Raw genomic sequence first — 24883 nt, 5'->3', positions numbered from 1 at the left:
CGCCGTGCATCCGATTTTTCGGTGCCGGCGGCCTTTGCCGTCAGGCTTCAGATTCCTGTTTGCGCGACGGAGCGATGATCGCGAACTCTGCGCCGGTGACGTCGCTGAGCACGGCCATGCGGCCAAAGTAGGAATCATGGGGCTCATGGATGATCGTGCCGCCGAGCTTCTCGGCGAGCGCCACGGTCTGTTCGGCATCCGCCACCGCGAAGTAGGCGCGCCAACCGGCCTTGGAATCCGGATAGCTGGAGATATCGAAGATTCCGGCCACCGCCTCGGAACCTTGGCCGTAGGTGTGGTAGCGGAATTCGTCCGTGTCCGAGACCGGGGACAGGCACCAGCCCAGTGCTACACGGTAGAAGCGGGCCACCGCCTCGAAGTGCCTGGTGTGCAGCTCGTTCCAGATGCGGGTGCCCGGTGCACGGCTGGCGGTTGTGTCTGCTGATTGGAATGCCTGGAAGAGTCCAACGCCGGTTCCCGCTGGGTCCCCGATGATGGCCATGGTTCCCTGGCCGGGAATGTCGATGGGCTTGAGATAGACCTTGCCGCCGTGCATTTTGGTGGCATAGGCGGCGGCGTGCACATCGGTCACATTCAGGTAGGTGGTCCAGGCATCTTGCACCTCGGAATCCGGGTCATTGGCAATGAAGCCGGTGGCCATTTCGCCGTTGAGGTAGACCTCGGCATATCCCTCGTCGCGGGTTTCCTCGTCATGGCGGACTTCCCAACCGAAAAGCTGCCCGTAGAACTGCGTGGAGCCCTCCATGTCGCTGGTGAGCAAATCGACCCAGCACGGCTCGGCTCGAGGATCCTTTGGTGCCGGCATCGCTTCCCCATTCCACAATTCATCCAGCTCGTTTGGGCTGAGTCTATGTCCTTTTTACCCAGATCAGCAACGGAAATTTTCCATTGTTCAAGATATTTCGAAACTCAATACCTCGTACTGAACCGCAGTTCCAATATGGTTTAATGTGACACAACACACAACACACAATGCACTGCTGGGCGACCCGAGGAGTTCACCATGAGCGTTTCCACATCCAATCTCACTGTTTCAGTGGCGGCCATCCTCGCAGAAGGGGCTGCCCGCTACGGCGAGCTGAACGCCATCACCGTCGATGGCCGCAGCACCACCTATGAGCAGCTGTGGGAGCAGGCCCGGCAATACGCCGGAGCCCTGCAAGCCCAAGGCATCGAGGCGGGCGACCGGGTGGCCTTGCTCATTCCCAACGTCACGGACTTCGCCCGCGCCTACTACGCGGTTCTGGCCCTGGGCGCCGTAGCGGTACCGGTCCACGCGCTGCTCAAGGCGCGCGAGATCTCCTACATCCTGGAGGATTCCGAAGCCAAGCTGATGATCTGCGCCGCACCGCTGCTCGCAGAAGGAGCAGCGGGGGCCGCCGCTTCCGGGGTGCCGGTGCTCAGCGTGCTGGCTCCGGAGGAATCGGGCGCCATCCGGTTGGAAGACCTGGCCCGGCACGCCGCGCCGATTGGCACCTACCTGCCGCGCCGCCCCGAAGACCTGGCCACGATAGTGTACACCTCGGGCACCACCGGCAAGCCCAAGGGTGCGCTGGGCACGCATCTGGCGTTGATCGAGCAGACCCACACCACGTTGCTGAACACCATGGAATTGCGCCGCGGCGACAAGCTCTTCGGCGGGTTGCCGCTGTTCCACACCTTCGGCCAGACCTGCGTGCTCAATACCGGGCTGCGGGTGGGGGCCGAGGTCATGCTGTTGCCCAAATTCACCGCCGAAGGGGCCCTGGAACTGTTGTTGGAGGCTGGCATCGACGTCTTCTTCGGGGTGCCCACGATGTATGTGGCTCTGCTCGAAGCGGGCAAGCAGCGCGAAGGGATGCCGGAAAAACTGCGCTACGCCATTTCCGGAGGGGCCTCGCTTCCGGTATCCATCCTCACCGCCTTCGAGCAGCGCTTCGGCGCGCGGATCCACGAGGGCTACGGGCTGACCGAGACCTCGCCGGTGGCTTGCTTCAACCATGTGGGCGTCGACCCGCGGCCCGGGACCGTGGGCACCCCGGTCTGGGGCGTGGATGTGGAAATCGCCGATCCTGCCTATGCGGATGAGATCCGGCTGCTGCCGCGCGGGGAGCTGGGCGAGCTGGTGGTGCGCGGGCACAACTTGTTCTCCGGCTACCTGAACCGGCCTGAGGCCACGGCCGAAGCGGTGGTTGATGGCTGGTTCCGCACCGGGGATCTGGGGACCAAGGACGAGGATGGCTACCTGCGCATCCTGGACCGGACCAAGGACATGATCCTGCGCAACGGCTACAACGTGTACCCGCGCGAAATCGAAGAGGTGCTGGTTTCCCATCCGGAGATTTCCAATGCCGCCGTGTACGGGGTGCCGCACGAAACCCACGGACAGGAGATCGTCGCATCGGTGACCTTGGAGGCCGGTTCCACGCTGGGCGCGCAGGAGCTGGTGGCGTGGGCCAGCGGGCAGATGGCCGCGTACAAGTATCCGCGGCTGATCGAGATCGTGCAGGAATTCCCGCTGGGTCCCAGCGGGAAGATCCTCAAGCGCGAACTGGTTGCGCAGTTCACTGCCGAGCAGGACTAGCGAACACTACTGGGGCAGTCCACCGTAGTCCGGTGTGCGGCGCGAGCAGAACGCGGATCTGCCTTCGGCCAGGTCCGCGTTCGCCCCGTTCTCTTCCCACATCGCTTCCCACCAGCCCTCGGTGGCTTCTCCCTGGCGCACCAAGTTGATGGCCTCATTGGTGCGCGCAATGGAATATGGCGAGTTCGCGGACAGCTTGCCCAGCAGTGCGGCCAGCTCTTCTTCGAGCTGCCCATGGGCAATCACGCGGGTGAACATGCCCCAGCGTTCCGCCTCGGCAATGGAAATCTCCGCGCCGGAAAACAGCAGGTACTTGGCCCGGTGCTCCCCCACGGTACGCACCAGCCGTTCGATGCCCGGCCGCGGGAAAACCAGCCCGATTCTTGCTGGGGTGATCGCCAGGCGCACGTTATCCGAGGCCAACTGGATATCGCAGGCCGAGGCCAGCTGCCAGGCCCCGCCAAAGCAATGGCCTTCCACCACCGCGATGGTGGTTTTCGGGCAGCCCACGATGATCTTGTCGAGCAGGTCGAAATGGTTGATCAGCTCCCCGTCGGCGTCCCGGTCGAAGAGCACCTGGTCCATCTCGTCGATGGCAATTCCAGCGCAGAAGTTCCCTTCCGCGCCGCGAACCACAATGGAACTGACCTCGTCGTCGGTCGAAAGGCCGGCAAAGGCGCCCACCAGCTGCAGGCACATGCCCTTGGTGAGCGCGTTGAGTTGGCCCGGGTTATCCAGCAGCACCACGGCAGTGGACCCGGCTATTTCTACGCTGACCCGTGCTTCATTGTCCTTGCCCATCAGGTTCCTCCCAGTCGCGTGCAAGCCGCAGAAGTTTTAGAGGCAATAGCAATGCCCCCACTTCGCAATCTATCGCGAAATGGGGGCAAGCTGTTGTCCAGGCTGGAAATTATTACTTCCCGGCCATCCTGAGGAAGGTTACCGAATAGGCCGGGACCTCATAGGTCAGGCCATGCTCGCCAGACTGCAGTTCAAAGTCCCTCGGTACTACATTTGCCGGGTCTTCTTTGGTGTTCTGCGCTTCCGGCTCAGCCACCAATTCGGTGCCTTCGACCTTCGAACCCACCTCAAGATCATCAACCTCGATCCGTGCCGCCGATGCGTGGCCGGTGGGATTGACCAGCTTGACGATCAGCTCGTTGCTCTCCGTATCGCGGGTGACCACCTGGTACAGGGCCTTGGCCGCCGGTTCGGTGTACTCGAATTGGAATTGCCCATCCAGGTACAGCTTGATGGTGTCCCCGTCGAGAACGATCTTGACTTGATAGTCTCTTCCGGTTTCGAGACTCACATTGGGACCGGCTGCGACTTCGCCTTGCCGAGCGCCATCAGCGCGTTCCAGGACCGAACGGGTATTGCCCCAGCCTCCAAGGTTCCACCAATAGAATTCATCAGCGGCTCCAGCGGCAAACCCGATCAGGAAGCCTTCCTGGCCAGCTTCCTTGCGCGCGGTCAGTTCAACTGTGTAGTTGTTCCAGTCTTTGCCGTAGGCCCCTTTAATAAGGCTCCTGCCATCCTCGGTGCTCTCGTCTGATTGCACGTATTTGCCGTCTTCAACTGCCCATGAGCCTCCTTGGGCTTCCCACGAAGACGCATCCGCGAAGTCATCGGAGAATAGGGTTTCGCCGGTGCCATTGGAAGTGACTCGAAGGTCGTCATAGGCCGTCTCGGTGAGCCAGCTGCTCAGGAACACCCCACCTGAAAGATCTGCCGAGGCAGCTCCCTGGCCGCTCAGGGTGGAAGGCACTACCTGCTGTCCGACGTTGTTCATCCATAGTTTCTGGTTGTAGTAGTTCACCGATCCCCAGGATTCGTCATTGTCGAACCACATCATGTCCGGCGCCCACTGGACATAGTCTTCATTGGCGAACATGGGAGCATAGGATGCCATTTTGACGACGTCGGCATTGCGTTCCAGACCGGTCATGTAGGCAGCTTCTGATAGCGCGTTGGCGAAGCTGTTGCCCCTCGATGCGTACTCGCCGAGAAACACTTCAGGACCCGTGCGATCGTAGGAATCGTAGCGTTCGTCGTTCCCCAGGAACCAGGACGGATCGTTATAGTAGTGCTCGTCGACCATGTCCACGTTTTGTTCCTTGTTGAATTTCCACAATTCCTCGAAGCGGGTTCCGGAGTCGTCGGGACCGCTATTGGAAATGATGGTGATCTCCGGATGCTGCTCTGCGAGCGCAACGCGGAACTTTGGGAAATTCGCTTCGAAAGTCTTGGTAACTTCCTCATTGCCCAGGCCGATGTACTTGATCCCGAACGGCTCTGGGTGGCCCAATTCAGCTCGTTTGGCGCCCCAGGTTGTCTCGGTGCTGCCATTGGCGAACTCGATCAGGTCCACGGTGTCCTGCACCCAACGCTGGATACGCTGCGCATCGGTCATCTCCGGGATCTTGGACCCGCAGCCATTGGCTCCGACCGAAACCACCGGCAGCGCGGTGGCGCCCAGATCTTCGGCCCATTTCAGGTACTCCAAATACCCGATTCCGTAGGACTGGTTGTAGCCCCAGAAGTTCCAGTTTGCCGGACGCGATTCAACGGGACCGATCGTTTCCTTCCACTGGAAAGTCCGCTGCCGGTCCTGCCCATCGGACTGTACGTAGGTGTCGAAGGTTCCAACATTGGTGACGCAGCCGCCAGGGAAACGCAGGAAGCTCGGGTTCAATTCAGCAACTTTTTCGGCCAGATCCTTGCGCAATACAGATTTGCCATTCACCGGTCCCACCCATGTGTCTTGGGGAAACAAGGAAACCATATCCAGCTTGATCGAGCCGGCCGCGGTGGCGGCCAGGGATAGCCGAGCCGCATCGGAAGTTGCATTGGCCTTGAGCGACGCTTCGTACTTCTTCCATTCGTTGCCGCCATCCACGTGCACGGTGGCGTTGCCGATGACCTTGGATCCGTCAGCGCTGGTGAGCTTCACTTCCAGATCCTGGCCCTTTTCTGCCCGGGCGAAGACGCTGAAGTCGTAGCTGCTCCCCCGCTTCACGGCGACTCCGTTGTTGTACGAGGCGTTTTCCACTCCATCGCCCTTGGCTGCAGCGTCCAGTTCCAGGTAGGAGCGGTTCGCCTCATTGAGCCACTGGCCACGCTCGGATTTCACGTTGAGGCTTGCTCCGCCTAATGCCTTCCAACCGGTTAGCGGGGTGAAGTCCTTATTGTCCGAATCATTGAATTCAAAAGAACGGTTCCGGATCAGCTCGGCATAGAGGCCTCCATCGGCTGCATAGTTAATGTCCTCGTAGAATGCCCCGTACATGGTTTCGCTAATCTCATGCAAGGTGCCGTCTCCATCGATGTTCAGGACCTGGTTTCCCAGTTCTCCCGAGCCCAGCTTGAAGTTCACCGCATCGGTTTTGCTGCCCAGCCGCAACGATCCATTCTTATGGCGCACGACCCATGCCGAATTCTCGTCAACGCTCTGCGCCAGTCGGATCTTCAGCTTGCCACCGCCGGCACCGACCATTCGCCAAGCCGTCTGCTCCCCTGGAATCAGCTGAAGCTTCTGGCCCTTGATGCCGAGGTTTCCGGCCTCCGATGACAGGATGAGCGAGTGCTGCCCAGCAGCATCACCGCCAGATGCAGCAGCGGCGGAGAATCGCAGCGCAGATGCCGGCCGGGTTTCCTCCAGGGATAGCCGCTGCTTTTTGTCAGCGACGAGATACCCATGGTCCCCCTGCCCGGTCAGCGTGAATTTCCCTTCAGGAACCAGATCTGTTGGCCCGGATTCGTTGAGCCAGAAACTATCGAACACCGCAGTATGGCTAGTGCCGTTCTGGGCCGCCAAGGCATAAAGACCGACCTGGGTCGCGTTCCACTGCACAGTGAAACTCGCAGCTTCTGCCCATTGCCCTTCCGAGTCCCCGTAATAAACAGTCAGCTCTTTGCCTTTGCGGTCCAATCGCAACCATTCGGTTTTCGATTCGGGGCGCGGTGTATAGCTCGCGCTATAGGTTCCCTCGGATTCCACTGCGCTTTCGATGACTACCGGCCCACCCGGTGCGCTCGATACGTGGGCAAGCCCTGCCCTCACATAATTATCGAAATCACTCCACGCTAGTAGTCCCGCTCCTTGGAAGTCTTGGGAAACCGGTGCAGTCAGGTGGGTAGCAACTGAGAAGTCTCCGGCGGGCACATCGACTAAGAACAAGTTCTTGGCATCATTGGAGTCTTGCCAGGTGTCGCCTCGCTGGGACTCCAGGCGCAGCGCGGAATCTTCCAATTTCCAAGCATCCGCTTGTTCGTTGAGTATCCTGAAACGGCCATCCAGCTCGGACCCTTCAAATCCCTCCTCGAAGGTCCCTTCGGGCAGCTGGGGATCGGGACCAGGAACAACCGGTTCAGGGACTTCGGACCCTTCGCTTGGAGGATACGCCGCGATGAGCGCTTGCTGCTCTTCAGCTGTAATCGGCAAAACTGTTCCGTGACGCGGACTGCTTGGCAGTTTGGCTTCGGGAACGCTGGTCCAGTCGCCGCCAGCAAGGTTCTCGCTCTCGAAGAGCATATAGCCTTGGCCACCGTGATAGGACGGCTGGTCGATCATCAGGTACCAATTATCGTCGGTGAGCGAGGGGAACATGGTTGGCCCTTCGCCAGAGTTGAAAGTTCCTCCCCATGGGTTGGGTTGTCCAATACCGATCTTCTCGGCAATCATGTCCCAGCCATCACCTTCAGTGACACCTTGGGTGCGCAGGAGCTCCGGCGAGGATTCCATGCGCACGCTCATATCGCCTTCATCTTTGGTCAGGCGATAGAAGGAGCCGTCAACTTCAGCGACCGTGGAGTCGATCATGCCCAGCCCAGGACCTTGCCGTTCATCAATCCATACTTCAGGCTCGGAAAAATCGGCAAAATTCGTCGTCGTCGAATACATCATCCGCTGATACGAGTCCTGGATGTTGCGTTCGGCTTCAGGCACATCCTCCGGATACAGCGCCGATGCCCAGTACACAACATACTGCCCGGTGGCTTCATCCCAGTGGGCTTCGGGTGCCCACAAGTTACCGGAGTTCTCCGGTGCCAATTCGACCTCGCGCTGCTCAGACCAGTTGACCAAGTCCGCCGATTCCCAAATCATCAGCGAGTGGCTGCCCGTTTCTTGGGCGTCGCCGAAGCTTCCGCCCCCGTGCATCTTCAGATCGGTAGCCAGGAGATAGTACTTGGAGCCGTCATGGGACCGGATGAGGAAGGGATCCCGAAGCCCCTTGGTACCAAGCTCGGACTCCAGGACCGGTTCGCCGCCATTGAGCGTATACCAGCTGCCGGGATCAGATTCCCGGGAGACGGCGAGATGGATTTTCTCTCCGTCATCGGTGCTCTCGCCGGTGAAATAGGGGAAAACATAGGCCGCATAGTCTTCGCTGGCGGCCTCGCCAAATTCTGTGGTGGCCGCTGGTTGCTGCCAGCTCATTGCGGGCCCGGCAGCCAATGCCGAGCTTGGTATGGACATGGAAACGAGCAGCGCCAAAGGCACGGCCCATCGTTTTTGGGCATGCATCACTTGCTTGAACCTCCGTGAGGTAAGTCGACGTGCTACCGTCGTGATGACGTAGACAGGATCCTGCAAAAGACAATGTCTGCGTTGAACAAAAACCACCTTTGGGTGGCTGGATACGGCCCAGGGCCCGGTACGCTAATACCGGGACCTGGGCCCTTCCCTTCCGGGCTTAATTTCGCCGCAAGGTAAGAATTCGTTGCAAGACCACGAAGATCAGCAGCAAACCGCCGATCACGATCTTGGTCCACCAGGAACTCAAGGTTCCCTCGAAAGTGATGATGGTTTGGATCAGTCCCAGCACCATCACGCCAACCACCGAGCCGAGAATGAAGCCCATGCCGCCGACAAGCAGTGTTCCACCGATAACCACTGCGGCGATCGCGTCGAGTTCCATGCCCACACCGGTCAGCGCATAGCCCGAGCGCGAGAACATGGCGAAGAGGATTCCGCCCAGCGCCGCACAGGTGCCGGAGATGACGTAGACAACCACCTTGGTGCGTGCCACACGCAATCCCATCAAGGTGGCTGATTGCTCTCCGCCGCCCACCGCGTAAACGGTGCGGCCGAAACGGGTGCGGTGCAGCACCCACCAGGACCCGGCAATCACCAGCACGGCGATGACCACGGCGGCGGTCAACCGCCAGCGCCCCGCAGAAACGCCCCAGCTCGACAGCGCCACGAAACCCTCATTGCGGATCGGCACGGATTCCGGGGCGAAGATGAAGCACAGGCCGCGGGCCAAGAACATGCCGGCCAGGGTAGCCACGAAGGGCTGCACCTCGAAGTACTGGATCATCACTCCCATGCCCAGGCCGATGATCGATCCGCTGAGAATCGCGATAGGCAGCACCAGGGACAACGGGATCCCTGCATTGAGCATGGTTGCGGTGATGACCGAGGACAGCGCCAGCACCGCACCGACGGACAGGTCGATGCCGCCGGTGAGAATCACGAACGTCATTCCTGCTGCCAGCACGATCAGGTGGGCATTGTTGATGAACAGGTTGGACAGTACAGCGGGCGAAAGGAAATTCTCGTAGCGCACTCCGCCGATGACGAGCATCAGCCCGAAGACGACCACAGTGCCCAGAACCGGCAGGTAGCGCCGGTCCACATTCAATTTGGATATGGACTTGCGCGGAACACTGAGGATGCTCATGCTCCCACCTCCTGGTAGCGGCGGCGTTCGCGCAAGGAACCGAGCATGGCGCGCAGCCGGGTTGACATCATCAAGGTCACGGCAATGACCACGATGGCTTTGAATAGCGAAGTGACCAGCGGTGAAACGCCCAGGACGGTCACGGCCAGGCTCAGGGTGGTAATGATCAGCACGCCAATCATGGTGCCCGCGAGGTTGAACTTGCCGCCGGCCAGGGACGTGCCGCCAATAACCACGGCGAGAATGGCATCCAGCTCTATGAACAGTCCTGCATTGTTGGCATCAGCGGCCATGGTGTTGCCGGCGAAGATCAGTCCAGCCAGGCCCGATAGCAGGCCGCACAACACATAGACGGTGAATACCAGAGTTTTTGATTTCACCCCTGAGAGCCGGCTGGCTTCCGGGTTGATGCCTACCGCTTCGAGCAGCATGCCCAGTGCAGTACGCCGTACCACGAGGGCCACCACCGCAAACACGCCGTAAGCGATGAGCGCGGCCACCGGCAGGCCCAGCACATAGCCCGAGGCCAGTTTGCTGAAAGGTGCGCTATTGACCGTGGTGATCTGGCCGTTGGTGATCAGCATGGCCACACCGCGGCCGGCGGTCATCAGGATCAGCGTGGCGACGATCGGCTGGATGCCGAAGTTCGCCACCAGCACGCCGTTGAATGCGCCGAGGATCAGGCACAACCCCAATGCCACGATGACGGCGCCGACGGCTGTACCTGCGGATCCCGGATTTGCCGAGCTGGCGATGAACGTCAGCGCCACGGCTCCGGAGATCGCGACGGTGGCACCCACTGACAGGTCGATGCCGCGGGTGGCGATCACCAGAGTCATGCCCAGGGCGACCAGCAGCAGCGGCGAGCTATTGCGCAGGATGTCTATGGGGGCGCCGAACAGGTGCCCGTCCAGCACGCTGATGCCCAGGATGTCCGGGCGCTTGATGGTGCAGGCTAGCAGCAGCGCGAGCAGCGCAATCGCTGGCCAAAACAGGCGATGCTTGTAAATACGGGTCATTTGTTTTCTTCCCCGGTGGCGATGATTTCGATCAGGCGTGGCACATCCACATCTGGAGTGCTTGGAATTTCGGCAACCTTGGCGTGATCGCGCATCACAACGATGCGATCCGAGAGGCGCAGGACTTCTTCTAGCTCAGCGGAGATGAAGACCACCGACATGCCCTGTTCAGCTAGTTCGGAGACCAGGTTCATGATTTCGGTCTTCGCGCCGATGTCGATTCCGCGGGTGGGCTCATCGAGGAGCAACAGCTTCGGAGCGGTGGCGAGCCAGCGGGCCAGCAGAACTTTCTGCTGATTCCCGCCCGAGAGGTTCTTGAGCAGGGCGTTCGGATTGGCCGGACGGACGCCCAGTGCCTTGATATAGGCGTCCACGATTTGCGTGGCTTTGGTCTTGGGCAGCGGGCGGATCCATCCGCGCGCTGCCTGCAGGCCGAGGATGATGTTCTCGGCCACGGTCAGCTCGCCCACAACCCCTTCGCCCTTGCGATCTTCGGATGTGTAGGCGATTTTTCGGCCCAGGGCCTGCCGGGGAGTTCGCAGCTTCACCGGTTTCCCGCCCAGCTTGATCACCCCTTCATCTGCCTTGTCCGCTCCGTAAAGCAGGCGCGCGAGTTCGGTACGGCCTGAGCCCAGCAGGCCGGCCAAGCCGATGACTTCCCCGGGATAGAGGTCCAGATCGAAAGGCTGCACCGCTCCCTTGCGCCCGAGTCCCACTGCCTGCAGCAACGGTTCAGCGTCGGCCGCGCGTTCGGTTGCGGCGGTGCGTTCGTTGGCGCCGCCCACGTGGGCATCGGAGGTGCCAGCGATCATCAGCGAGACCAGTTCGCGTTGCGGCAGCTGGTCTTTCTTTCGTTCTTCTACCAATTGCCCGTTGCGCAGCACGGTGATGCGGTCGGCAATGGCGTAGATCTGGTCCAGGAAGTGCGACACGAAGAGGATCGCCACACCGTCATCACGCAACTTCCGCATGACCTCGAAGAGCTGGGCCACCTCGTCGGTATCCAGGCTCGAGGTCGGTTCATCGAGAATCAGTACCTTGGCGTCGACCACCATGGCGCGGCTGATGGCCACCAGCTGCTGGACTGCCAGTGAATGGGACCCCAGCGAGCTGGCCGGGTCTATCTTCAGCCCCATCCGCTCCAGATAGGTTTTGGCCTGGCGCCGCATGGTTCGCCAGTCAAGACCACCGAAACGGCGAGGCTCGCTGCCGAGCATGATGTTTTCGGCCACGGTGAGATTGGTGCAGAGATTCACCTCTTGGTACACCGTGGAGATGCCGCGTTCGCGGGCATCGGCGGGGCCGGTGAAGCGGGTGTCGTTGCCGTTAACCGTGATGGTTCCGGAAGCGATCGGATTCACGCCAGTCAGGGCTTTGATCAGGGTCGACTTTCCAGCGCCGTTCTCCCCCATCAAGGCGTGGACTTCACCGGGAAAAAGCCGGAAGCCAACGTTGTCCAGTGCTTTGACCCCGGGGAACTCCACGGAAATTCCAGCCATTTGAACGATGGGCTTCATTGTAGGGGAATGCTGCACGGTGATTTCCTCAGTCCGTGACATGGGTGTTGAATCAATCATTAACTTGCCTCTGCGAGTTGCTTGTCCTGCCACCTGGTGGTGAACCGGCGGGCCAGCCTGTGGCCCGCCGGCTCGTGCTCTTGCCTGCGTCCCTAGTAGGTGCGATCGGCCAGGACCTCGGCCGCTTCATCCTGGGTGAAGGCGGCGTCTTCAACGACGATGCGCTTCTCTACAGATTCGCCGGCTACTACCTTCTTGGCGATTTCTGCCAAATCCTCACCTAGCAGCGGGTTGCATTCGACGATGTAGTTGATCTTGCCGTCAACCAATGCCTGCATGCCGTCCTTGACCGCATCAATGGTGACAATCTTGATGTCCTCGCCTGGCTTCTTGCCGGCTGCCTCGATGGCTTCAATGGCGCCCAAGCCCATGTCGTCGTTATGGGCGAAGACCAAATCGATATCGTCATGGGAGTTCAGGAAACCTTCCATGACCTGCTTGCCGCCTGCACGGGTGAAGTCACCGGTCTGCGAGTCGATAATCTCGATGTCCGTGCCCTCAATGGCCTTCCCGAAGCCTTCCTTGCGGTCGATGGCCGGTGCTGAGCCGGTGGTTCCCTGCAGTTCGACAACTTTCAGGTCCTTGTCCAGATTCTCCACAACCCAATCTCCGGCCCGCTGTCCTTCTTCAATGAAGTCGGAGCCGATGAACGAGGCAAAGAGCGTGTCATCGGTGGTGTCAACGGCGCGGTCGGTGAGGATCACGGGGATGTTGGCGCTCTTGGCTTCTTGCAGCACAGCATCCCAGCCCGTTTCTACCACTGGGGAAAAGGCCAGGACGTCAACGCCTTGCGCGATGTACGAACGCAGAGCCTGGATCTGATTCTCCTGCTTCTGCTGGGCATCAGAGAAGCTGAGCTTGAAGCCGTTTTCTTCGGTCAGGGTGTCTTGGATGTCCTTGGTATTTGCCGCGCGCCACCCGGACTCGGCGCCAACCTGCGAGAAACCGATGGTAATGGTCTCAGAACCCGAACCTCCTCCTTCGCTGCCACTGGAATCCGAGCCGGCGCATGCGCTCATGGCTGCCATAGCTGCGATGCTGAGCGTTGCCAAGCCAGTGCGCAAAAAGGTCTGTCGTTTCATCGTGAGTTCCTCCTCGTGGGTCCCCGCCGGATAATGGTGGAGTGAATGGTCTCCGGCACCAGAACAATGTGTCGATGGTCACAATGTTAGCGCTAACAATTTAGGGTGTGAAGAGCCTTCCGGCTTTTGATTTCTTTTTCCATTGCCAACGGGTGACGGTTTTCAATCTAAATCGATATCCGACTAGGTAAAAAGGAATCAATGAGAGAAGGGAAATTATCCGGATTTAATCAATTGTTTGTTCGTCAGCTGGGCAATTCGGCACAAATATCCCTGAATTCTTGTCCTGCTTGACGGTGCGCCTCATGTAAGGATGCAGTGTGCGAAACTGGGCATGTGGATGCACAAATTATTTACACGATCATCGCCGGGCTGCTGCTAGTCGTATCGGCATTGGGCACCATCTTCCCGGTGCTGCCCGGCTCGTTGCTGACGATCGGCACGCTCTTGGGCTGGGGCTGGCTGCTGGGTTCCGGCGCTTCCTGGTGGGCGGCCGGCCTGGGCATGGCGATCGCCCTGCTGGGCTGGTCCGCCTCTGCGATCCTGACCGGCAAGAAACTCAAGGAACATCAAATCCCCAAGGGTTCCATTCTCTTTGCGGTCGTGGGTGCCATCGCCGGTGCTTTCCTCATTCCCGTGATCGGCATGTTCGTCGGTTTCGCAGTGGGCCTATTCGCCGGTGAAAGCGTGCGCCGGCGCGAAGTCTCCGGCGCACTCGGCTCCTCCTGGGCTGCGTTGAAGGCCATGGGCCTGGGCATCGTCGTGGAATTCGGCTGCGTGCTGCTGGCCTCCTCCATTTGGGTCATCGGCCTGATTACCCACTTCGTAACGCGCTAGATCCAGCCCATCTCGCGGGCGTAGCGCGCGGCCTCGATGCGATTGGCAGTGCTGGTTTTGCCGATCGCATTGGACAGGTGGTTGCGCACAGTTCCCACCGACAGGTGCACCGCCGAGGCAATCTGCGATACCGGCGAGCCGGAGGCGGCCAGTGAAAGGATCTCGCGCTCACGCCCGGTTAGCGGGTTGCTGCGGCTCTCCACGCTAAGCATGGCACGCTGCGGATCCACTACCTTGTCCCCGCAATAGACCCTGCGGATGGCGGCAATCAGCTCGGCCGGCGGAGAATCCTTGACCAGGAAGCCGTGCGCTCCGGCTTCGAAGGCCTGGCGGAAATATCCGGGACGGTCAAAGGTGGTCAGGATCAGCACCTTCACCCCGGCGTGGCTGGCCTTGAGTTCTGCTGCGGTGCGCAGCCCGTCGTGCCGCGGCATCTGCACATCCAGCAACGCGATGTCGGCGGGGTGCGCATCCAGTGCGGCGGCGACCTCGTCACCGTCGGCGCATTGCGCAACGACGTGGATGTCTTCTTCGAGGTTCAGCAAGGCTGCCAGCGCGCCCCGGACCAGGTGCTGGTCATCGGCGATGAGAATCCGGATCACGCTGCACTCCCCTCTGCCTCGAAGGCCACTTGCACGCTGGTTCCGCCCAGCCGCGATGCCCCTACTGTACAACTGGCACCGAATTGCTTGGCGCGTTCCTGCATTCCCCGGATGCCGTGGCCTGGCGTGCTGGCTTGCAGGCCATCCCCGTCGTCATCGACGCTGACTTTTCCGGGTTCCAGATGCAGCACGATGGTGCTGGCGTGCGCGTGGCGCAGCACATTGGTGACCGCTTCGCGCAGGATCCATGCCACATGCGAACGCAGCTGCATCGGGACTTGCTCGGCGGTTCCTGCCACGGTGAACTCGAGGTTGTTGTCGTCGCACGCCTGCTGCAGCTCGGCCAGTTCCCCGGCCAGGTCCTGGCGGCTGAGCCCCTGCACCGTCGTGCGCACGGAGTCCAGCGCGTCCACGGCCAGGGCGCTGAGTTGTTCCAGTTCCCCGCGGGCCTGGGCGTACTGTTCCTGGTCCATCAGGCGCAGGGCCAGCTGCGCCTTCAAATTCAATGCGGTCAGCGAATGCCCGATGCCGTCATGCACGTCCCTGGCCACGCGTTCCTGCTCGGCGACCAGCAGGTAGTCGCTGCGGATCTTTTCTGCTGCGGCCGAGCGCCGAATGGCGGCCACGGTAATCGCGTACACCACCATCAGCACGAGGTTCAGGCCGATCAGGAAGATCGCGTCCATGAACTGCCCGTAGACGATCGGCAGCGCGAAACTGAGCACCAGCACCGCGGCGTAGGCCGCGATGGCCCACTTCCTGCTGAGCAAGAAGATCGCGAAGGAGGTGATGAAGGGGAAGAGCCCCATGGTGGTCAGCCCGATGACCGGGATGCCCAGGGCGATAATCGCGCAGAGGACCAGGAAGTTCGCCTGCGCCCTGCGAGCGCTGGTTCCGCCTTGCCCGATGTTCTGGGAGAATTTGGCGTACGACTGCAGGTAGACGGCGGCGAAGAGGGCGATCAGCGCCAGGCCGATGATCCGGGTGGGCAGCGTGTAGTCTTCCACGAGAAGGTCCAGCACCGGGAAGACCAGGAAGATCACCCAGACGCCGGCGATCAGCCAGCCTCGGCGATCCCAGAATTTCTGGTCCTCGTCGATCTCGCAGAGCGGATCGTCCGCTGGCGCGGCGCCGGGCAGGTTGCGGCTCACTGGCGTGCCTTGGCCTTCCTGGTGGCGAGTACCGCGAAGAGAACGAAGATGAGTGCCCATGCCACTAGGTTAGCGGTTGGGATCCACAATGCGTCCGGGGCCATTTCGACTCCGGCGGGCATGTCCTTGAGCAATGGGTAGCGGGCCAGTGCTACGTAGCCGTACATCGGGGTGAAGCGGGCCGCGTCGAGCATGCCTCCTTCCAGGGGCATGAAGACATTGCCGAAGAAGGCGAAGAACACCATCAAGCCTGAGGCCAGGCCCAGGGCCGATTCGGATTTGAACACCATGCCCACCCCGATGCCGTAGCAGGCGAAGACCATGGCGCCGAGCAGGATGATCAGGTAGCTCGCTCCCCAGATCCACCCTTCTTGCACTTCGGCTCCAGTCGCGGCGCCCAGGGCGAAGACTACTGCTGCCGAGGCACCGGCTACCGTGGCCGCGACGATCATCTTGCTGCTGACGAACATGGCCGGCGGCATTTTGGTCAAGGCAATTTGCCTGCCCCATCCCTGCATGGTTTCGGTGGCCACGGTCCCGGCGATTGCCACAGTGCTGACCGCCGCCCCGTAGGCTGCCATGGAAATCATCAGATAGAACTTCACGTTGCCTGCGCCCAGCTCGAACTCGGTGTAACTGGGGATGTTGCCGAACAGGATGTACATGGCTGCGGGCAGCAGCAGGGCGAAGATCAGGTTGTACCCATCGCGGAAGTGCCGTGCGAATTCCACGCGGATGTAGGTGCTCATCATGATGCGTCCTTGGTCAGCTGGATGAAGGCCTCTTCCAGGCTCGGCGAGGAAATTTCCAGGTCGTAGCCCTGGTAGTCGGCGAGCAGGGCGGCCGCGAAGCGATCCGAATCGGCGCTGTGGAAAGCGAAGCGCAATCCGTTGCGTTCGGCTACCTGCACCGAATTATCAAAAGCTCCGGCTCGTTCGGCATGCTCCGCCGAGGGGAAGGAAGCGCTGACGGTGCGTCCGGAGATGAGCTTGCGCAGCTCTTCGGTGGCTCCATCGGCGACAATGCGGCCTTGGCTCATCAGCACAGTGCGTTCTGCGAAGTTCTGGGCTTCTTCCAGATAGTGCGTGGCGAAAATGACGGTGCGCCCTTCGGTGGCTTCTTCTCGCATCGTGGCCCAGAAATCCCGGCGGGCCATCACGTCCATTCCGGCAGTTGGCTCATCGAGGATCAGTACATCCGGGTCGGGCAGCAGAGCCAGAGCGAACTTGATGCGCTGCTGCTCGCCGCCAGAGCATTTGCCCACGCGCCGCTTGGCGATCTTATCCAGCCCCGTGCGTTCCATGACCGGCCCAACGCGATCTGCTTGCTCATGCATGTGGGCGATGACTGACACTGTCTCCTTGACGGTCATATCGCGCAGCAACCCGCCGGTTTGCAAGACGGCAGAGACCCGCCCAGCGGAGATGGCTTGGCGCGGATCCAAGCCGAGGATCTCCACCGACCCTCCGGTGGGTTGGGTCAGGCCCAGGATCATGTCCACGGTTGTCGTCTTGCCAGCTCCATTGGGACCCAGGAAGGCCACGATCTGTCCGGTCTGGATCTGCAGGTCAATGCCCTTGACTGCTTCAACTTTGCTGCGCGGCGTTGAGAAGGTCTTCTTCAAGCCGCTGAGCGAAACTGCATTCGTTCTAATCAGCGTTTCCATGCTTCATAGTCTTCACCCTTTGCCGGGTGTGCAGAAGAGCAGAAAGTCATGCGTTGCCCATGACCGTTGTCATGGACCGATTCCAAGTGGCTCGATGCAACCTCGCCGACTTTTACGTCGAATCCCGCTGTGAGCTTGGCAACTTGCCGCTTCCCATTGTTCCCCCGGCTCTCGTTGCTGGCCCCGTGAAAAGCCATGATCACTACGGGTCAACGAACAACTTGGAGATTTTCGCCCTTGTGGCCGGGTTGTCCCCCATCAGAGATTACGGATGGCACTCTGGGAAACTCACAGCGTACTCACGTAGGATTTTTGCTGTGCTAGATCATTCTTCGTTTCTTTCCCTTGTGACCGATTATGCGGCTCCAACCATGGGCGCGGCTTTCCTGCCCGACTGGTTGAACCCAGTCGTCTTCCTGAACAACCCCGCGCTTGGCCCATGGGTCTTGCTGCTGGTTTGCGCCATTGTCTTCGCCGAGACCGGCTTGCTGGTGGGCTTCTTCCTGCCAGGCGACTCGATGCTCTTCACCGTTGGCATGCTCATTGCCACCGGCACCATCCAGATTCCGTTGTGGCTCTTCGCCGCCGCGATCTTTGTCTGCGCCTTCGCAGGTGACCAGACCGGCTACATCATTGGCAAGAAATCCGGACCTGCCATCTTCAAGAAACCGGATTCCCGCTTCTTCTCGCAGAAGAACGTTGAGCGGGCCCACGAGTTCTTCGAGAAGTTCGGCGGCCGCGCGGTGATCCTGGCACGCTTCGTTCCAGTGGTCCGCACCTTCGTCCCGGTAATCGCTGGCGTAGCGAAGATGAACCACAAGACCTTCATCCTCTACAACCTGATCGGTGCCGCCCTGTGGGGAATCGGCGTCACATTGCTGGGTTATTGGCTGGGCCAATTCACCTGGATCGAAGAGAACATCGACCTGATCTTCATCCTGATCGTCCTCATCTCGGTGATCCCTATTGGTGTTGAACTGCTCAAGGCCCGCAAGCCGAAGAGCAAGACCCCCGAAAACTGATCTTCAAGCACTTCGGCGGCGGAACTGACCGCCGCCCCACTGTACGCCGCGGCGCATCAACCAATGTTCACATGGTTGGATTGTGCCGCGGCGTACTCCTTTGCAGACAAGATTTTCGTCATTGTCCACGGCTTGAATCGCTTCACGCGTGATCGGGCGGATGGCATTGGACAGCACTTCGCAGTCGCAGAATCCGCCCAGCAGCTGCATTTTCCGGTCAATCGCGGTAGCTCGCGGAGCGCTCGCATCGCGATAAGACAGGAGGGAGAGATGGGTCCCGTCGCATCCTTGCGCGCAGACCGCACGATACAAATAGCACGCAAGGCATTCATGTTCGACAGGTTCGAGTACTGCAGGCATTGGTGGCTCCTTGAAACAGTGGATGGCAGTAACGAAGCGTTACTGCCATCCACTGTCCATTTTGAAGCGCCACGCGCAGCGCATTGCTCACCTAATGTGGAAAACTAGCTTCATGCCAAGCTCTGCCGGAGGAAAGCCGCAACGCGTTCCAGGGCTTCTGCCACACGCTCATATCCGGCTGCGAAGGACAAGCGGATATACAGGTGGCCTTCGAACGGATCAAAGTCGCCTCCAGGGGTTAGTGCCACATGCGCATGCTCCAAAACCGCTTGGCAGTATTTGCCCGCAGAACCGAAATGCTCCAAGACTTCGGGGGCCAACCGGCCGTAGAGGTAGAAAGCCCCATCGGCGGGAGCTGCCTCGCTGATGCCCAGGCTGCTGAAGTGCTCCAACACGTGGGCTCGGGTGCGGGCGAACTCGGCCACGCGCTCATTGGCTTCATCGAGGCTCTGCTGTTCAAAGGCAGCTACCACCGCGCGCTGTGCTGGCGCTGGAGCGCATAAGGCGAGGTTCGAAGCCAGTGCGTCCACCGTTGGCACTAGCTCATCGGGCACGATCATCCAGCCCAGGCGCCAGCCGGTCATCCCCCAGTATTTGGAGAAGGATGAGACAACGATGGACGAGCGGGAGAACTCCCACGAGGTGTGTCCCTTGCGGTCTGGGACGAATTCAATGCCGTGATAGATTTCATCGCTAATCAGCCGAACATCATTGGCTTCGCACCAGATGGCCAAGTCCGAGAGCTCGCCGGCGCTGAACATGGTTCCGGTGGGATTATTCGGCGACGCAACAACCAGCCCATCGAGGCGTCCATGCTCCTTCTTGGCCGCCTCAAGCAGCTGCACGGTGGGCTGGTAACGCTGCGCTGCACCGGTGGGCAAGTCAATAACTTCCAACCCCAGGGCACCCAGAATATTGGCGTAGGCCGGGTAGCCGGGACGGGCCAGCGCCACCACGTCTCCGGCATCGAAGGCTGCCAAGAACGAAAGCTGGAATGCACCGGAGGAACCGGTGGTCATCACGAAGTTCTTTGCGGGGATCTGCACCCCGTAGGTGTCTTGGTAGTGCTTCGATAAGGCCTGTCGGGTTTCGAGCAGGCCCGCGGTTGAGGTGTACCCGAAGTCGGCATGCTCGGCATGCAGCTTCGCGGCCAGGTCATTCACGGCAGCCGGTGCTCCTCCACCGGGCTCCCCCACGCACAGTGAGATGACGTCGTCTCCGGCAGCGCGCATGGTGGCTACCTGATCAACAATCTGCATCACTTCAAATGGGGCTACCTGGGAACGTTTCGAGGCTTGCACTGTCGTCCTTCTTTTCACTGGTGCGCTGAAGCTATCTTTTTCAAGGCTATCGGCTCAGCTCCCGAAGGCCACATCATCGGCCGTTCGTGACCGGTTCTGGTGGTGGCCAGTGCTCAAGAGCATTGCTGGTGACTTGTCGTGTTCAGGTAGCTAGTGGATCATGGAAGCAGACGGCAAGCCGCCAGTTATCACGGCGTAGAAAGATAGGGCATCAGATGAGCGAACAGCGCGTTTTCAAGGCAGTAGTGGGCAAGGAAGCTGGCTGGTGGAACGTTTGGGTTCCTGAGTTGGATCGCGTCACTTCTACTCGCAAGTCCCGCAAGATCGCGCCTTACACCCGGACCCTGATCGCTGCAGTGCTCGGCGTGGATGAGACCTCATTCCGGGTTGAGCGCGAACTGGTTTCCGCACCTGAATTTGAACGCCGCTACACCGAAGCTGTACGCCAGGCTAACGCCTAAGAAATCAATCGGCCTCCGTTTCCTTCTAGGAAGCGGAGGCCGATTGTTAATTGTTCTTCTTTTCGAAGGTGCGTGCTACTTATGCGCCGGAGACAGGCTTCTGTACTGAAGCACTATGCGCGATACTGTCTATTCAGCGGTCGAGGCCCCTGAGAGTAATTCCAAACTCAGTCTGCTGAATAAGTTCAATAAACAGTTTTCTACGTCCCGATGACCAGTCCATGCAGTTGTCGCTTGAACAGGGCATACCGTGTTTTACTCCAGTGAAATAATCTCTGAGCATGCATTCGCCACCGTACTTGAATGGGTAGCAATCAGCACCGAAGCTCCTTCAGAAGCGATACGTTCCAACTCGTTGAGCACCATCTGCTCATTTTCTGAGTCAAGGGCGCCTGTTGGTTCATCAGCGATAACAACGGAGGGAGCCTTAAGGATCAAACGAGCCAATGCAACTCGTTGTTGTTCTCCTCCTGATAACTGATAAACCGGTTCACGCTGACGCCGAGGTAACCCAACTCGCTCCAACGCACCATCGAAATCAGCGGATCTAACCATCGAACGACCTTTTGCCACGAGGGCAATCTCAAGGTTTTCTTGGACAGTCGCATTTTCCACTAATGCATAGTCTTGAAACATGTATCCAACAATGTCGCGTCGGAACTTGCGTTGACGCTCTGCGGACAATCTTGAGATATCCCTGCCTCCGACAAGAATCTGGCCACGGTCCAACTTATCCAGCAGACCGATGCAATTTAGCAGGGTCGATTTCCCACTTCCCGATGGACCGGTGATTGCAGTCAGCTGTCCCGCAGATACATTTATGTCTAGATCACTAAAAAGCCAACGATTTCCGAATAATTTGCTTGCCTTTGAAACTACTACGCCGGTCACGCAGTCTCCTCCGATCGGTTACGGATCAATATGTTCGTTCTACTGCGCAAGGAGATTACTAGAACCACAATATTTATCAGACATACCAGCAACACTGCCCATGGTTGCCAAATATCAATTGCAGTAGCTTGTCCATGAACTCGACCGCTCTGATCCGCTGGGGCCAATCCTATGTAGTGGATCGTCTCATTTAAAATAATTCCGAATACAACTAGTCCAGCAAGTACCACCTCGAACGAGAAAAGTTTCTTGTGAGTATTGAAGAAATCCCACCCATGAAGGTACTTCACGAGAATGAGACGCGCGTTTCCTCGAACATGAATTTGAGCCATTCCGACTGCTGTCGCCAAAAGCACGACCAAAGAGAGCAACGCTGTGACAGAGCGAATCCGCAGCTCCATGACTCTGGTTGAATATTCATCTGCAGCTTTTTGTGCAATGGGAATGTATGCGGCAATCCATGACCTTAAATACTGCGAGGGAGTCACAGCAACTGCCGTTTGGAAGTCCTTGAACAGAACTCGCCCTTGGCTTGCAAAAGCCATGAAGTCATCATCTCTAACAAGATCAGACTGAGCTCCGTACAAGATCAGCGGAACATCAGACAATGACTGCGGCCTACTTTCACCGTCAGGTTCTGGTTCATACAGGGAAAAATCCTGCTCGTCCGGAATCGTTTCGACTATTAGATTATCCGCATAATCAGGGTCAAATGACCCTCCGATTTCAAGAAGGTCAGCAATCTCCTGCTGTGACAGCTGAAGACCATCTGGGAGTAAAACTTTTACGCTTTCAGGTGGCACGTAGGAGATCTGCTTGCCATCGCTCGAAACAAGTCCACTCTCTTTTATGTATGAATTATTGACCAGTAACGCCGTGGACAATTGACCTGTAGCACCTTCAACTTCTAGAGGAACTGCTACCAGAAGATTCCCTAAGGAGTCTTGTTCCTTGAGCCATTTTCCGGACGAATATGCGAGTTCATCTTCTTCTTCCAAAGCAGCGCTACCTCCGAACAAAATGGTTGCCGCATTTCCTGCCTTCGAAAGTTGCTGCCTCGCCTCATGGGATTCCAAGGCAACTTGCGCCGAGGCAAACGACGAAGTCACTAATGAAATTGCCACGATTAGGCCAGGAATACGGATCAGGTATGCAAGTGCGGATGCGGCCGAGAATCCCAATTTGCCCTTGATACCAGCAAGTACGTCGACTGACCAAACAACGTGCACAGCTAGCATATGAACGATGATTGCAAGAAGTACCCCAATCAGCTCTATGCAGAACCAGACTTTAAGTACGGAGCTAAATTGATTCAAGCCATTATATAGAAATAGGCCAAGTGTTCCAGAAACGATGCTCGCAACCATTACCCAAACGGCAAACGGAATCAATCTACGCAGATCATCCATAATGGCTTGGTTCTTAGACATGCCATTAAGCTGCCTAATGGAATACATCTTAATATTATTAATCGTCGTAACGGTCACCAAAAGGATCACGAGAAGAATTACCACGTAGGAAGCTGAACCGATCATTCCTGTTAGGAACCACGTGAACGCCTCCCCAAGGTGAAAACCGATCTCGCTGACTTTGACATCAAGCCCGATTCTTTCGAATTGAGCGATTAGCTCCCCGGGGGCCCCATCGTCACCAAATACGAAATACCTTCCGCGTGGATCAACCCCCGTAAGTTCTGAAGCCGAATGAACAATGGTCGAAACCGAATTACTAAAGGTTGGATACCCCTCGTTCAACCACGATTGCTCAGGACGTGACGAACCAGCCTCACTGAGATAGGCATGACGAACCTTTGGATCATGAAGATCTCTAACTTCTCTTAGGATTACGGCGTCGGCCTCCTGCGCTGCACCATTGAGCAATTCCGAAAGAGAATCACTGCCAACAGAGGCTTTTTCGCCAGAAACCTGCACGGCAACAGAACCTGGGTATGCCGATTCGTCAGCAAGAATGCTAAACATAAAACTTGCGAATGCTGCATAAAGGGAAATTACAACTACAGCAAAGCGGAAACCAGAATGCTTCATATTGGTATCACGTTGAAATCGGGAAGAGCAAGAATACCCTTCCCGACCAATCAAACTCCCTAGCAGTATCTATGGTAGGCGCGGTGAGAGCCACCCCAAGTCGAATAGACCGATTCTGCATAAGCGCGAACCCCAGGCGCTTTGCAAGCAGAGCGTTTGAGCCCGCCTACATCGCCCTCAGCAGATACTCCATGTTTTTTGAATGGATAATCCCATCTCGACCACACGTATGTTTGAGTCCAAGATTTTGACGTGGTTCCGTAATACCACTCTGTCGAGGCAACAGCAGACGCGGCAGCGGCCGGAGTGAACATTGCCGCAACAAGGGCGATCAACGAAAATTTGACGATCAACTTTCTAAAGCGAACTTTCACGCAGAAGATTCCTAATCTGAAGATGTAGTGAATGACTAACCGCAAGCCTCGTCGAGAAGCGTCCCACGAAAGTAAAACCAACAGCCGAACAATGACTTGCTGGAAAAGATTACCGTTAACTTCACAATCTTTCCAAAAACACTGTACTCACCATGGGTTTACTATAGTTTTCAAGAAATTTCTTCAGATCCAGTATTGCAAATGTAACGCATCAAACTTTCCGTCTAGGACATCAGTTCAGGACGACTGCAGTACCTGATAGGCCTGAATCTCCTGTCCAAAAGTCCCCTCAGGAGATGAGGGTCGGGTATTTTGTGACCTGCACGCTTGCAATGTATTTTTAACCCGCATTTATCCGCATGACCGATAAACACGCTTCAATTTTCAGCTGTCCCATGCCCCTCAGGACTACCCGGCTCATGTTTCACCGGTAGGGTTCAGGGCAACCCACTAACTCACTACTGCCTGAGAACAGAGGTTGCCTGCATTGTGTGGCACAGCCCGGCATGGGGTCTGCCTACTTGAGCGGATAAAGGATACGTCGGCGCAGGAGATCGTGCCAAAGCACTAGTCAAAGATAGAAACTTTATGCCGGGCACTCTGAGGAGGAATTCGTTGGTCATCACGTGGCGGGCACCAGCGAAACGAATTCAAAGTATGAAGCGGCGGCCGTTGGCTATTTGCCCGTCTTTTCCAGTTCGCGTTCCTTGACCGGGTGACGGGAAAGGATCGAAATCCGGTTGAAGGCGTTCATGGCCACAGCGATCCATTGGATGGCTGCCACTTGCTCATCGCTGAGCACCAGACGGGCCGATGCCACCGCGGCGATACGCTCTTCTGGCTTGGGCAGGTCGGTAGCGGCTTCAGCGATGGCTAGTGCTGCGCATTCTTCTTCGCTAAACAGGCCGCCGCATTCATCCCATGTGCTCAGCAGGTTGATGCGTTGGAGGCTCTCCCCTGCGTCCAGTGCATTGCGGGCATGCAGGTCCAGGCAGTAGGCACATCCATTGATCTGCGAGACGCGCAGGTTGACCAGCTCGGCGGTGCGGTCGCTGATTCCGGCTGCGCGGTAGGACTTGGCGACATCTTTGGAAAATCTGCCAATCGAGTTCCATAGCTCTGGATTGGTCTTATCAAGGAAAAGCGGGTCTGAAACGGCCATATCAGAACCATACATGCAGTCGTAGCTCTCCTGCACGAAGAGGGCTCGTTAACGCATCGTGGA

20 protein-coding genes are annotated in these 24883 nt (G+C 58.3%); 4 read left to right on the top strand and 16 right to left on the bottom strand.

What is annotated here, in order from left to right; all coding sequences use genetic code 11:
• Positions 1 to 40: 40 nt before the first annotated feature.
• Positions 41 to 826 carry a VOC family protein gene (locus ACP3TE_RS10205; protein ID WP_105656177.1) on the bottom strand — a complete coding sequence of 262 codons (786 nt, stop codon included), beginning with the start codon at positions 824 to 826 and terminating at the stop codon, positions 41 to 43.
• 198 nt (positions 827 to 1024) lie between these two features.
• Here ACP3TE_RS10205 and ACP3TE_RS10200 point away from each other — a divergent pair, with 198 nt between their 5' ends.
• On the top strand, positions 1025 to 2584 hold the full coding sequence (locus tag ACP3TE_RS10200) for a long-chain-fatty-acid--CoA ligase (protein WP_426733443.1): 1560 nt from the start codon (positions 1025 to 1027) through the stop codon (positions 2582 to 2584).
• A gap of 6 nt (positions 2585 to 2590) precedes the next feature.
• Here the strand turns inward: ACP3TE_RS10200 and ACP3TE_RS10195 are convergent, their stop codons facing one another.
• From ACP3TE_RS10195 to ACP3TE_RS10170, 6 genes are all read right to left on the bottom strand, one after another.
• Positions 2591 to 3385 carry an enoyl-CoA hydratase/isomerase family protein gene (locus ACP3TE_RS10195; RefSeq protein ID WP_426733441.1) on the bottom strand — a complete coding sequence of 265 codons (795 nt, stop codon included), beginning with the start codon at positions 3383 to 3385 and terminating at the stop codon, positions 2591 to 2593.
• A gap of 112 nt (positions 3386 to 3497) precedes the next feature.
• Entirely contained in the window at positions 3498 to 8063 is a 4566-nt protein-coding gene (locus ACP3TE_RS10190; RefSeq protein ID WP_332499391.1) for an alpha-L-arabinofuranosidase C-terminal domain-containing protein, read from the bottom strand.
• A 217-nt stretch (positions 8064 to 8280) separates the two neighbouring features.
• On the bottom strand, positions 8281 to 9270 hold the full coding sequence (gene yjfF / locus ACP3TE_RS10185; RefSeq protein WP_332489088.1) for a galactofuranose ABC transporter, permease protein YjfF: 990 nt from the start codon (positions 9268 to 9270) through the stop codon (positions 8281 to 8283).
• Positions 9267 to 10289: an ABC transporter permease gene (locus tag ACP3TE_RS10180; protein WP_332499296.1), complete on the bottom strand. Its 1023-nt coding sequence runs from the start codon at positions 10287 to 10289 to the stop codon at positions 9267 to 9269. Before ACP3TE_RS10180 ends, yjfF begins: the two co-directional genes overlap by 4 nt.
• Positions 10286 to 11848, bottom strand: a complete 1563-nt coding sequence (locus tag ACP3TE_RS10175) for a sugar ABC transporter ATP-binding protein (RefSeq protein ID WP_426733439.1) — start codon at positions 11846 to 11848, stop codon at positions 10286 to 10288. The genes ACP3TE_RS10180 and ACP3TE_RS10175 overlap by 4 nt, the downstream gene beginning before the upstream one ends.
• 110 nt (positions 11849 to 11958) lie before the next feature.
• The gene (locus ACP3TE_RS10170) at positions 11959 to 12948 is read right to left on the bottom strand and encodes an ABC transporter substrate-binding protein (protein WP_105656171.1); all 990 of its coding nucleotides are present in this window, start codon (positions 12946 to 12948) and stop codon (positions 11959 to 11961) included.
• Positions 12949 to 13284: 336 nt separating this feature from the next.
• Here ACP3TE_RS10170 and ACP3TE_RS10165 point away from each other — a divergent pair, with 336 nt between their 5' ends.
• Positions 13285 to 13785, top strand: a complete 501-nt coding sequence (locus ACP3TE_RS10165) for a DUF456 domain-containing protein (RefSeq protein ID WP_208294262.1) — start codon at positions 13285 to 13287, stop codon at positions 13783 to 13785.
• Here ACP3TE_RS10165 and ACP3TE_RS10160 read toward each other — a convergent pair.
• Genes ACP3TE_RS10160 through ACP3TE_RS10145 form a run of 4 tightly spaced genes read right to left on the bottom strand, consistent with a single transcriptional unit; the run spans position 13782 to position 17204 of the window.
• Positions 13782 to 14387 (bottom strand): response regulator transcription factor, encoded by a 606-nt coding sequence (locus ACP3TE_RS10160; RefSeq protein ID WP_133834127.1) that lies wholly within the window; start codon positions 14385 to 14387, stop codon positions 13782 to 13784. The two genes, ACP3TE_RS10165 and ACP3TE_RS10160, sit on opposite strands and share 4 nt — an antisense overlap.
• Complete coding sequence (locus tag ACP3TE_RS10155; protein WP_426733437.1) at positions 14384 to 15538, bottom strand: sensor histidine kinase; 1155 nt, start codon at positions 15536 to 15538, stop codon at positions 14384 to 14386. Before ACP3TE_RS10155 ends, ACP3TE_RS10160 begins: the two co-directional genes overlap by 4 nt.
• Positions 15535 to 16290, bottom strand: coding sequence for an ABC transporter permease (locus ACP3TE_RS10150; protein ID WP_105656167.1), 756 nt, complete (start codon positions 16288 to 16290; stop codon positions 15535 to 15537). Before ACP3TE_RS10150 ends, ACP3TE_RS10155 begins: the two co-directional genes overlap by 4 nt.
• The gene (locus ACP3TE_RS10145) at positions 16287 to 17204 is read right to left on the bottom strand and encodes an ABC transporter ATP-binding protein (protein ID WP_133834128.1); all 918 of its coding nucleotides are present in this window, start codon (positions 17202 to 17204) and stop codon (positions 16287 to 16289) included. Before ACP3TE_RS10145 ends, ACP3TE_RS10150 begins: the two co-directional genes overlap by 4 nt.
• Before the next feature lie 347 nt (positions 17205 to 17551).
• On the opposite strand from ACP3TE_RS10145, the gene ACP3TE_RS10140 reads away from it, so the two are divergent.
• The gene (locus tag ACP3TE_RS10140; protein WP_365942750.1) at positions 17552 to 18226 is read left to right on the top strand and encodes a DedA family protein; all 675 of its coding nucleotides are present in this window, start codon (positions 17552 to 17554) and stop codon (positions 18224 to 18226) included.
• Positions 18227 to 18229: 3 nt separating this feature from the next.
• On the opposite strand, the gene ACP3TE_RS10135 is transcribed toward ACP3TE_RS10140, so the two are convergent.
• Together ACP3TE_RS10135 and ACP3TE_RS10130 are read right to left on the bottom strand one after the other, a co-directional pair.
• Positions 18230 to 18586 carry a DUF2695 domain-containing protein gene (locus ACP3TE_RS10135; protein ID WP_426733434.1) on the bottom strand — a complete coding sequence of 119 codons (357 nt, stop codon included), beginning with the start codon at positions 18584 to 18586 and terminating at the stop codon, positions 18230 to 18232.
• Positions 18587 to 18696: 110 nt separating this feature from the next.
• On the bottom strand, positions 18697 to 19887 hold the full coding sequence (locus ACP3TE_RS10130; RefSeq protein ID WP_133834130.1) for a pyridoxal phosphate-dependent aminotransferase: 1191 nt from the start codon (positions 19885 to 19887) through the stop codon (positions 18697 to 18699).
• Positions 19888 to 20102: 215 nt separating this feature from the next.
• On the opposite strand from ACP3TE_RS10130, the gene ACP3TE_RS10125 reads away from it, so the two are divergent.
• Complete coding sequence (locus tag ACP3TE_RS10125; RefSeq protein ID WP_133834131.1) at positions 20103 to 20348, top strand: hypothetical protein; 246 nt, start codon at positions 20103 to 20105, stop codon at positions 20346 to 20348.
• A 255-nt stretch (positions 20349 to 20603) separates the two neighbouring features.
• Here ACP3TE_RS10125 and ACP3TE_RS10120 read toward each other — a convergent pair whose 3' ends face one another.
• The 3 genes from ACP3TE_RS10120 to ACP3TE_RS10110 all read right to left on the bottom strand — a co-directional run bounded on the left by ACP3TE_RS10120 (position 20604) and on the right by ACP3TE_RS10110 (position 24820).
• Positions 20604 to 21239 carry an ATP-binding cassette domain-containing protein gene (locus ACP3TE_RS10120; RefSeq protein ID WP_133834132.1) on the bottom strand — a complete coding sequence of 212 codons (636 nt, stop codon included), beginning with the start codon at positions 21237 to 21239 and terminating at the stop codon, positions 20604 to 20606.
• Positions 21236 to 23284 (bottom strand): hypothetical protein, encoded by a 2049-nt coding sequence (locus tag ACP3TE_RS10115; RefSeq protein WP_133834133.1) that lies wholly within the window; start codon positions 23282 to 23284, stop codon positions 21236 to 21238. The genes ACP3TE_RS10120 and ACP3TE_RS10115 overlap by 4 nt, the downstream gene beginning before the upstream one ends.
• A gap of 1050 nt (positions 23285 to 24334) precedes the next feature.
• A complete protein-coding gene (locus ACP3TE_RS10110; protein ID WP_286172208.1) occupies positions 24335 to 24820 on the bottom strand; it encodes a carboxymuconolactone decarboxylase family protein in 486 nt (161 codons plus the stop codon).
• Positions 24821 to 24883 lie beyond the last annotated feature (63 nt).

This window comes from Glutamicibacter sp. 2E12 (assembly GCF_050030965.1).
Classification (GTDB): domain Bacteria; phylum Actinomycetota; class Actinomycetes; order Actinomycetales; family Micrococcaceae; genus Glutamicibacter.
Note: the sequence above shows the minus strand (reverse complement) of the source record. Positions and strands in the feature narration are given on the sequence as shown.

Coding starts and splice junctions, on each gene's coding strand:
- ACP3TE_RS10205 (WP_105656177.1), bottom strand. CDS start 826: ATGCCGGCACCAAAGGATCCTCGAGCCGAGCCGTGCTGGGTCGATTTG.
- ACP3TE_RS10200 (WP_426733443.1), top strand. CDS start 1,025: ATGAGCGTTTCCACATCCAATCTCACTGTTTCAGTGGCGGCCATCCTC.
- ACP3TE_RS10195 (WP_426733441.1), bottom strand. CDS start 3,385: ATGGGCAAGGACAATGAAGCACGGGTCAGCGTAGAAATAGCCGGGTCC.
- ACP3TE_RS10190 (WP_332499391.1), bottom strand. CDS start 8,063: ATGTCCATACCAAGCTCGGCATTGGCTGCCGGGCCCGCAATGAGCTGG.
- yjfF (WP_332489088.1), bottom strand. CDS start 9,270: ATGAGCATCCTCAGTGTTCCGCGCAAGTCCATATCCAAATTGAATGTG.
- ACP3TE_RS10180 (WP_332499296.1), bottom strand. CDS start 10,289: ATGACCCGTATTTACAAGCATCGCCTGTTTTGGCCAGCGATTGCGCTG.
- ACP3TE_RS10175 (WP_426733439.1), bottom strand. CDS start 11,848: ATGTCACGGACTGAGGAAATCACCGTGCAGCATTCCCCTACAATGAAG.
- ACP3TE_RS10170 (WP_105656171.1), bottom strand. CDS start 12,948: ATGAAACGACAGACCTTTTTGCGCACTGGCTTGGCAACGCTCAGCATC.
- ACP3TE_RS10150 (WP_105656167.1), bottom strand. CDS start 16,290: ATGATGAGCACCTACATCCGCGTGGAATTCGCACGGCACTTCCGCGAT.
- ACP3TE_RS10145 (WP_133834128.1), bottom strand. CDS start 17,204: ATGGAAACGCTGATTAGAACGAATGCAGTTTCGCTCAGCGGCTTGAAG.
- ACP3TE_RS10135 (WP_426733434.1), bottom strand. CDS start 18,586: ATGCCTGCAGTACTCGAACCTGTCGAACATGAATGCCTTGCGTGCTAT.
- ACP3TE_RS10125 (WP_133834131.1), top strand. CDS start 20,103: ATGAGCGAACAGCGCGTTTTCAAGGCAGTAGTGGGCAAGGAAGCTGGC.
- ACP3TE_RS10115 (WP_133834133.1), bottom strand. CDS start 23,284: ATGAAGCATTCTGGTTTCCGCTTTGCTGTAGTTGTAATTTCCCTTTAT.
- ACP3TE_RS10110 (WP_286172208.1), bottom strand. CDS start 24,820: ATGGCCGTTTCAGACCCGCTTTTCCTTGATAAGACCAATCCAGAGCTA.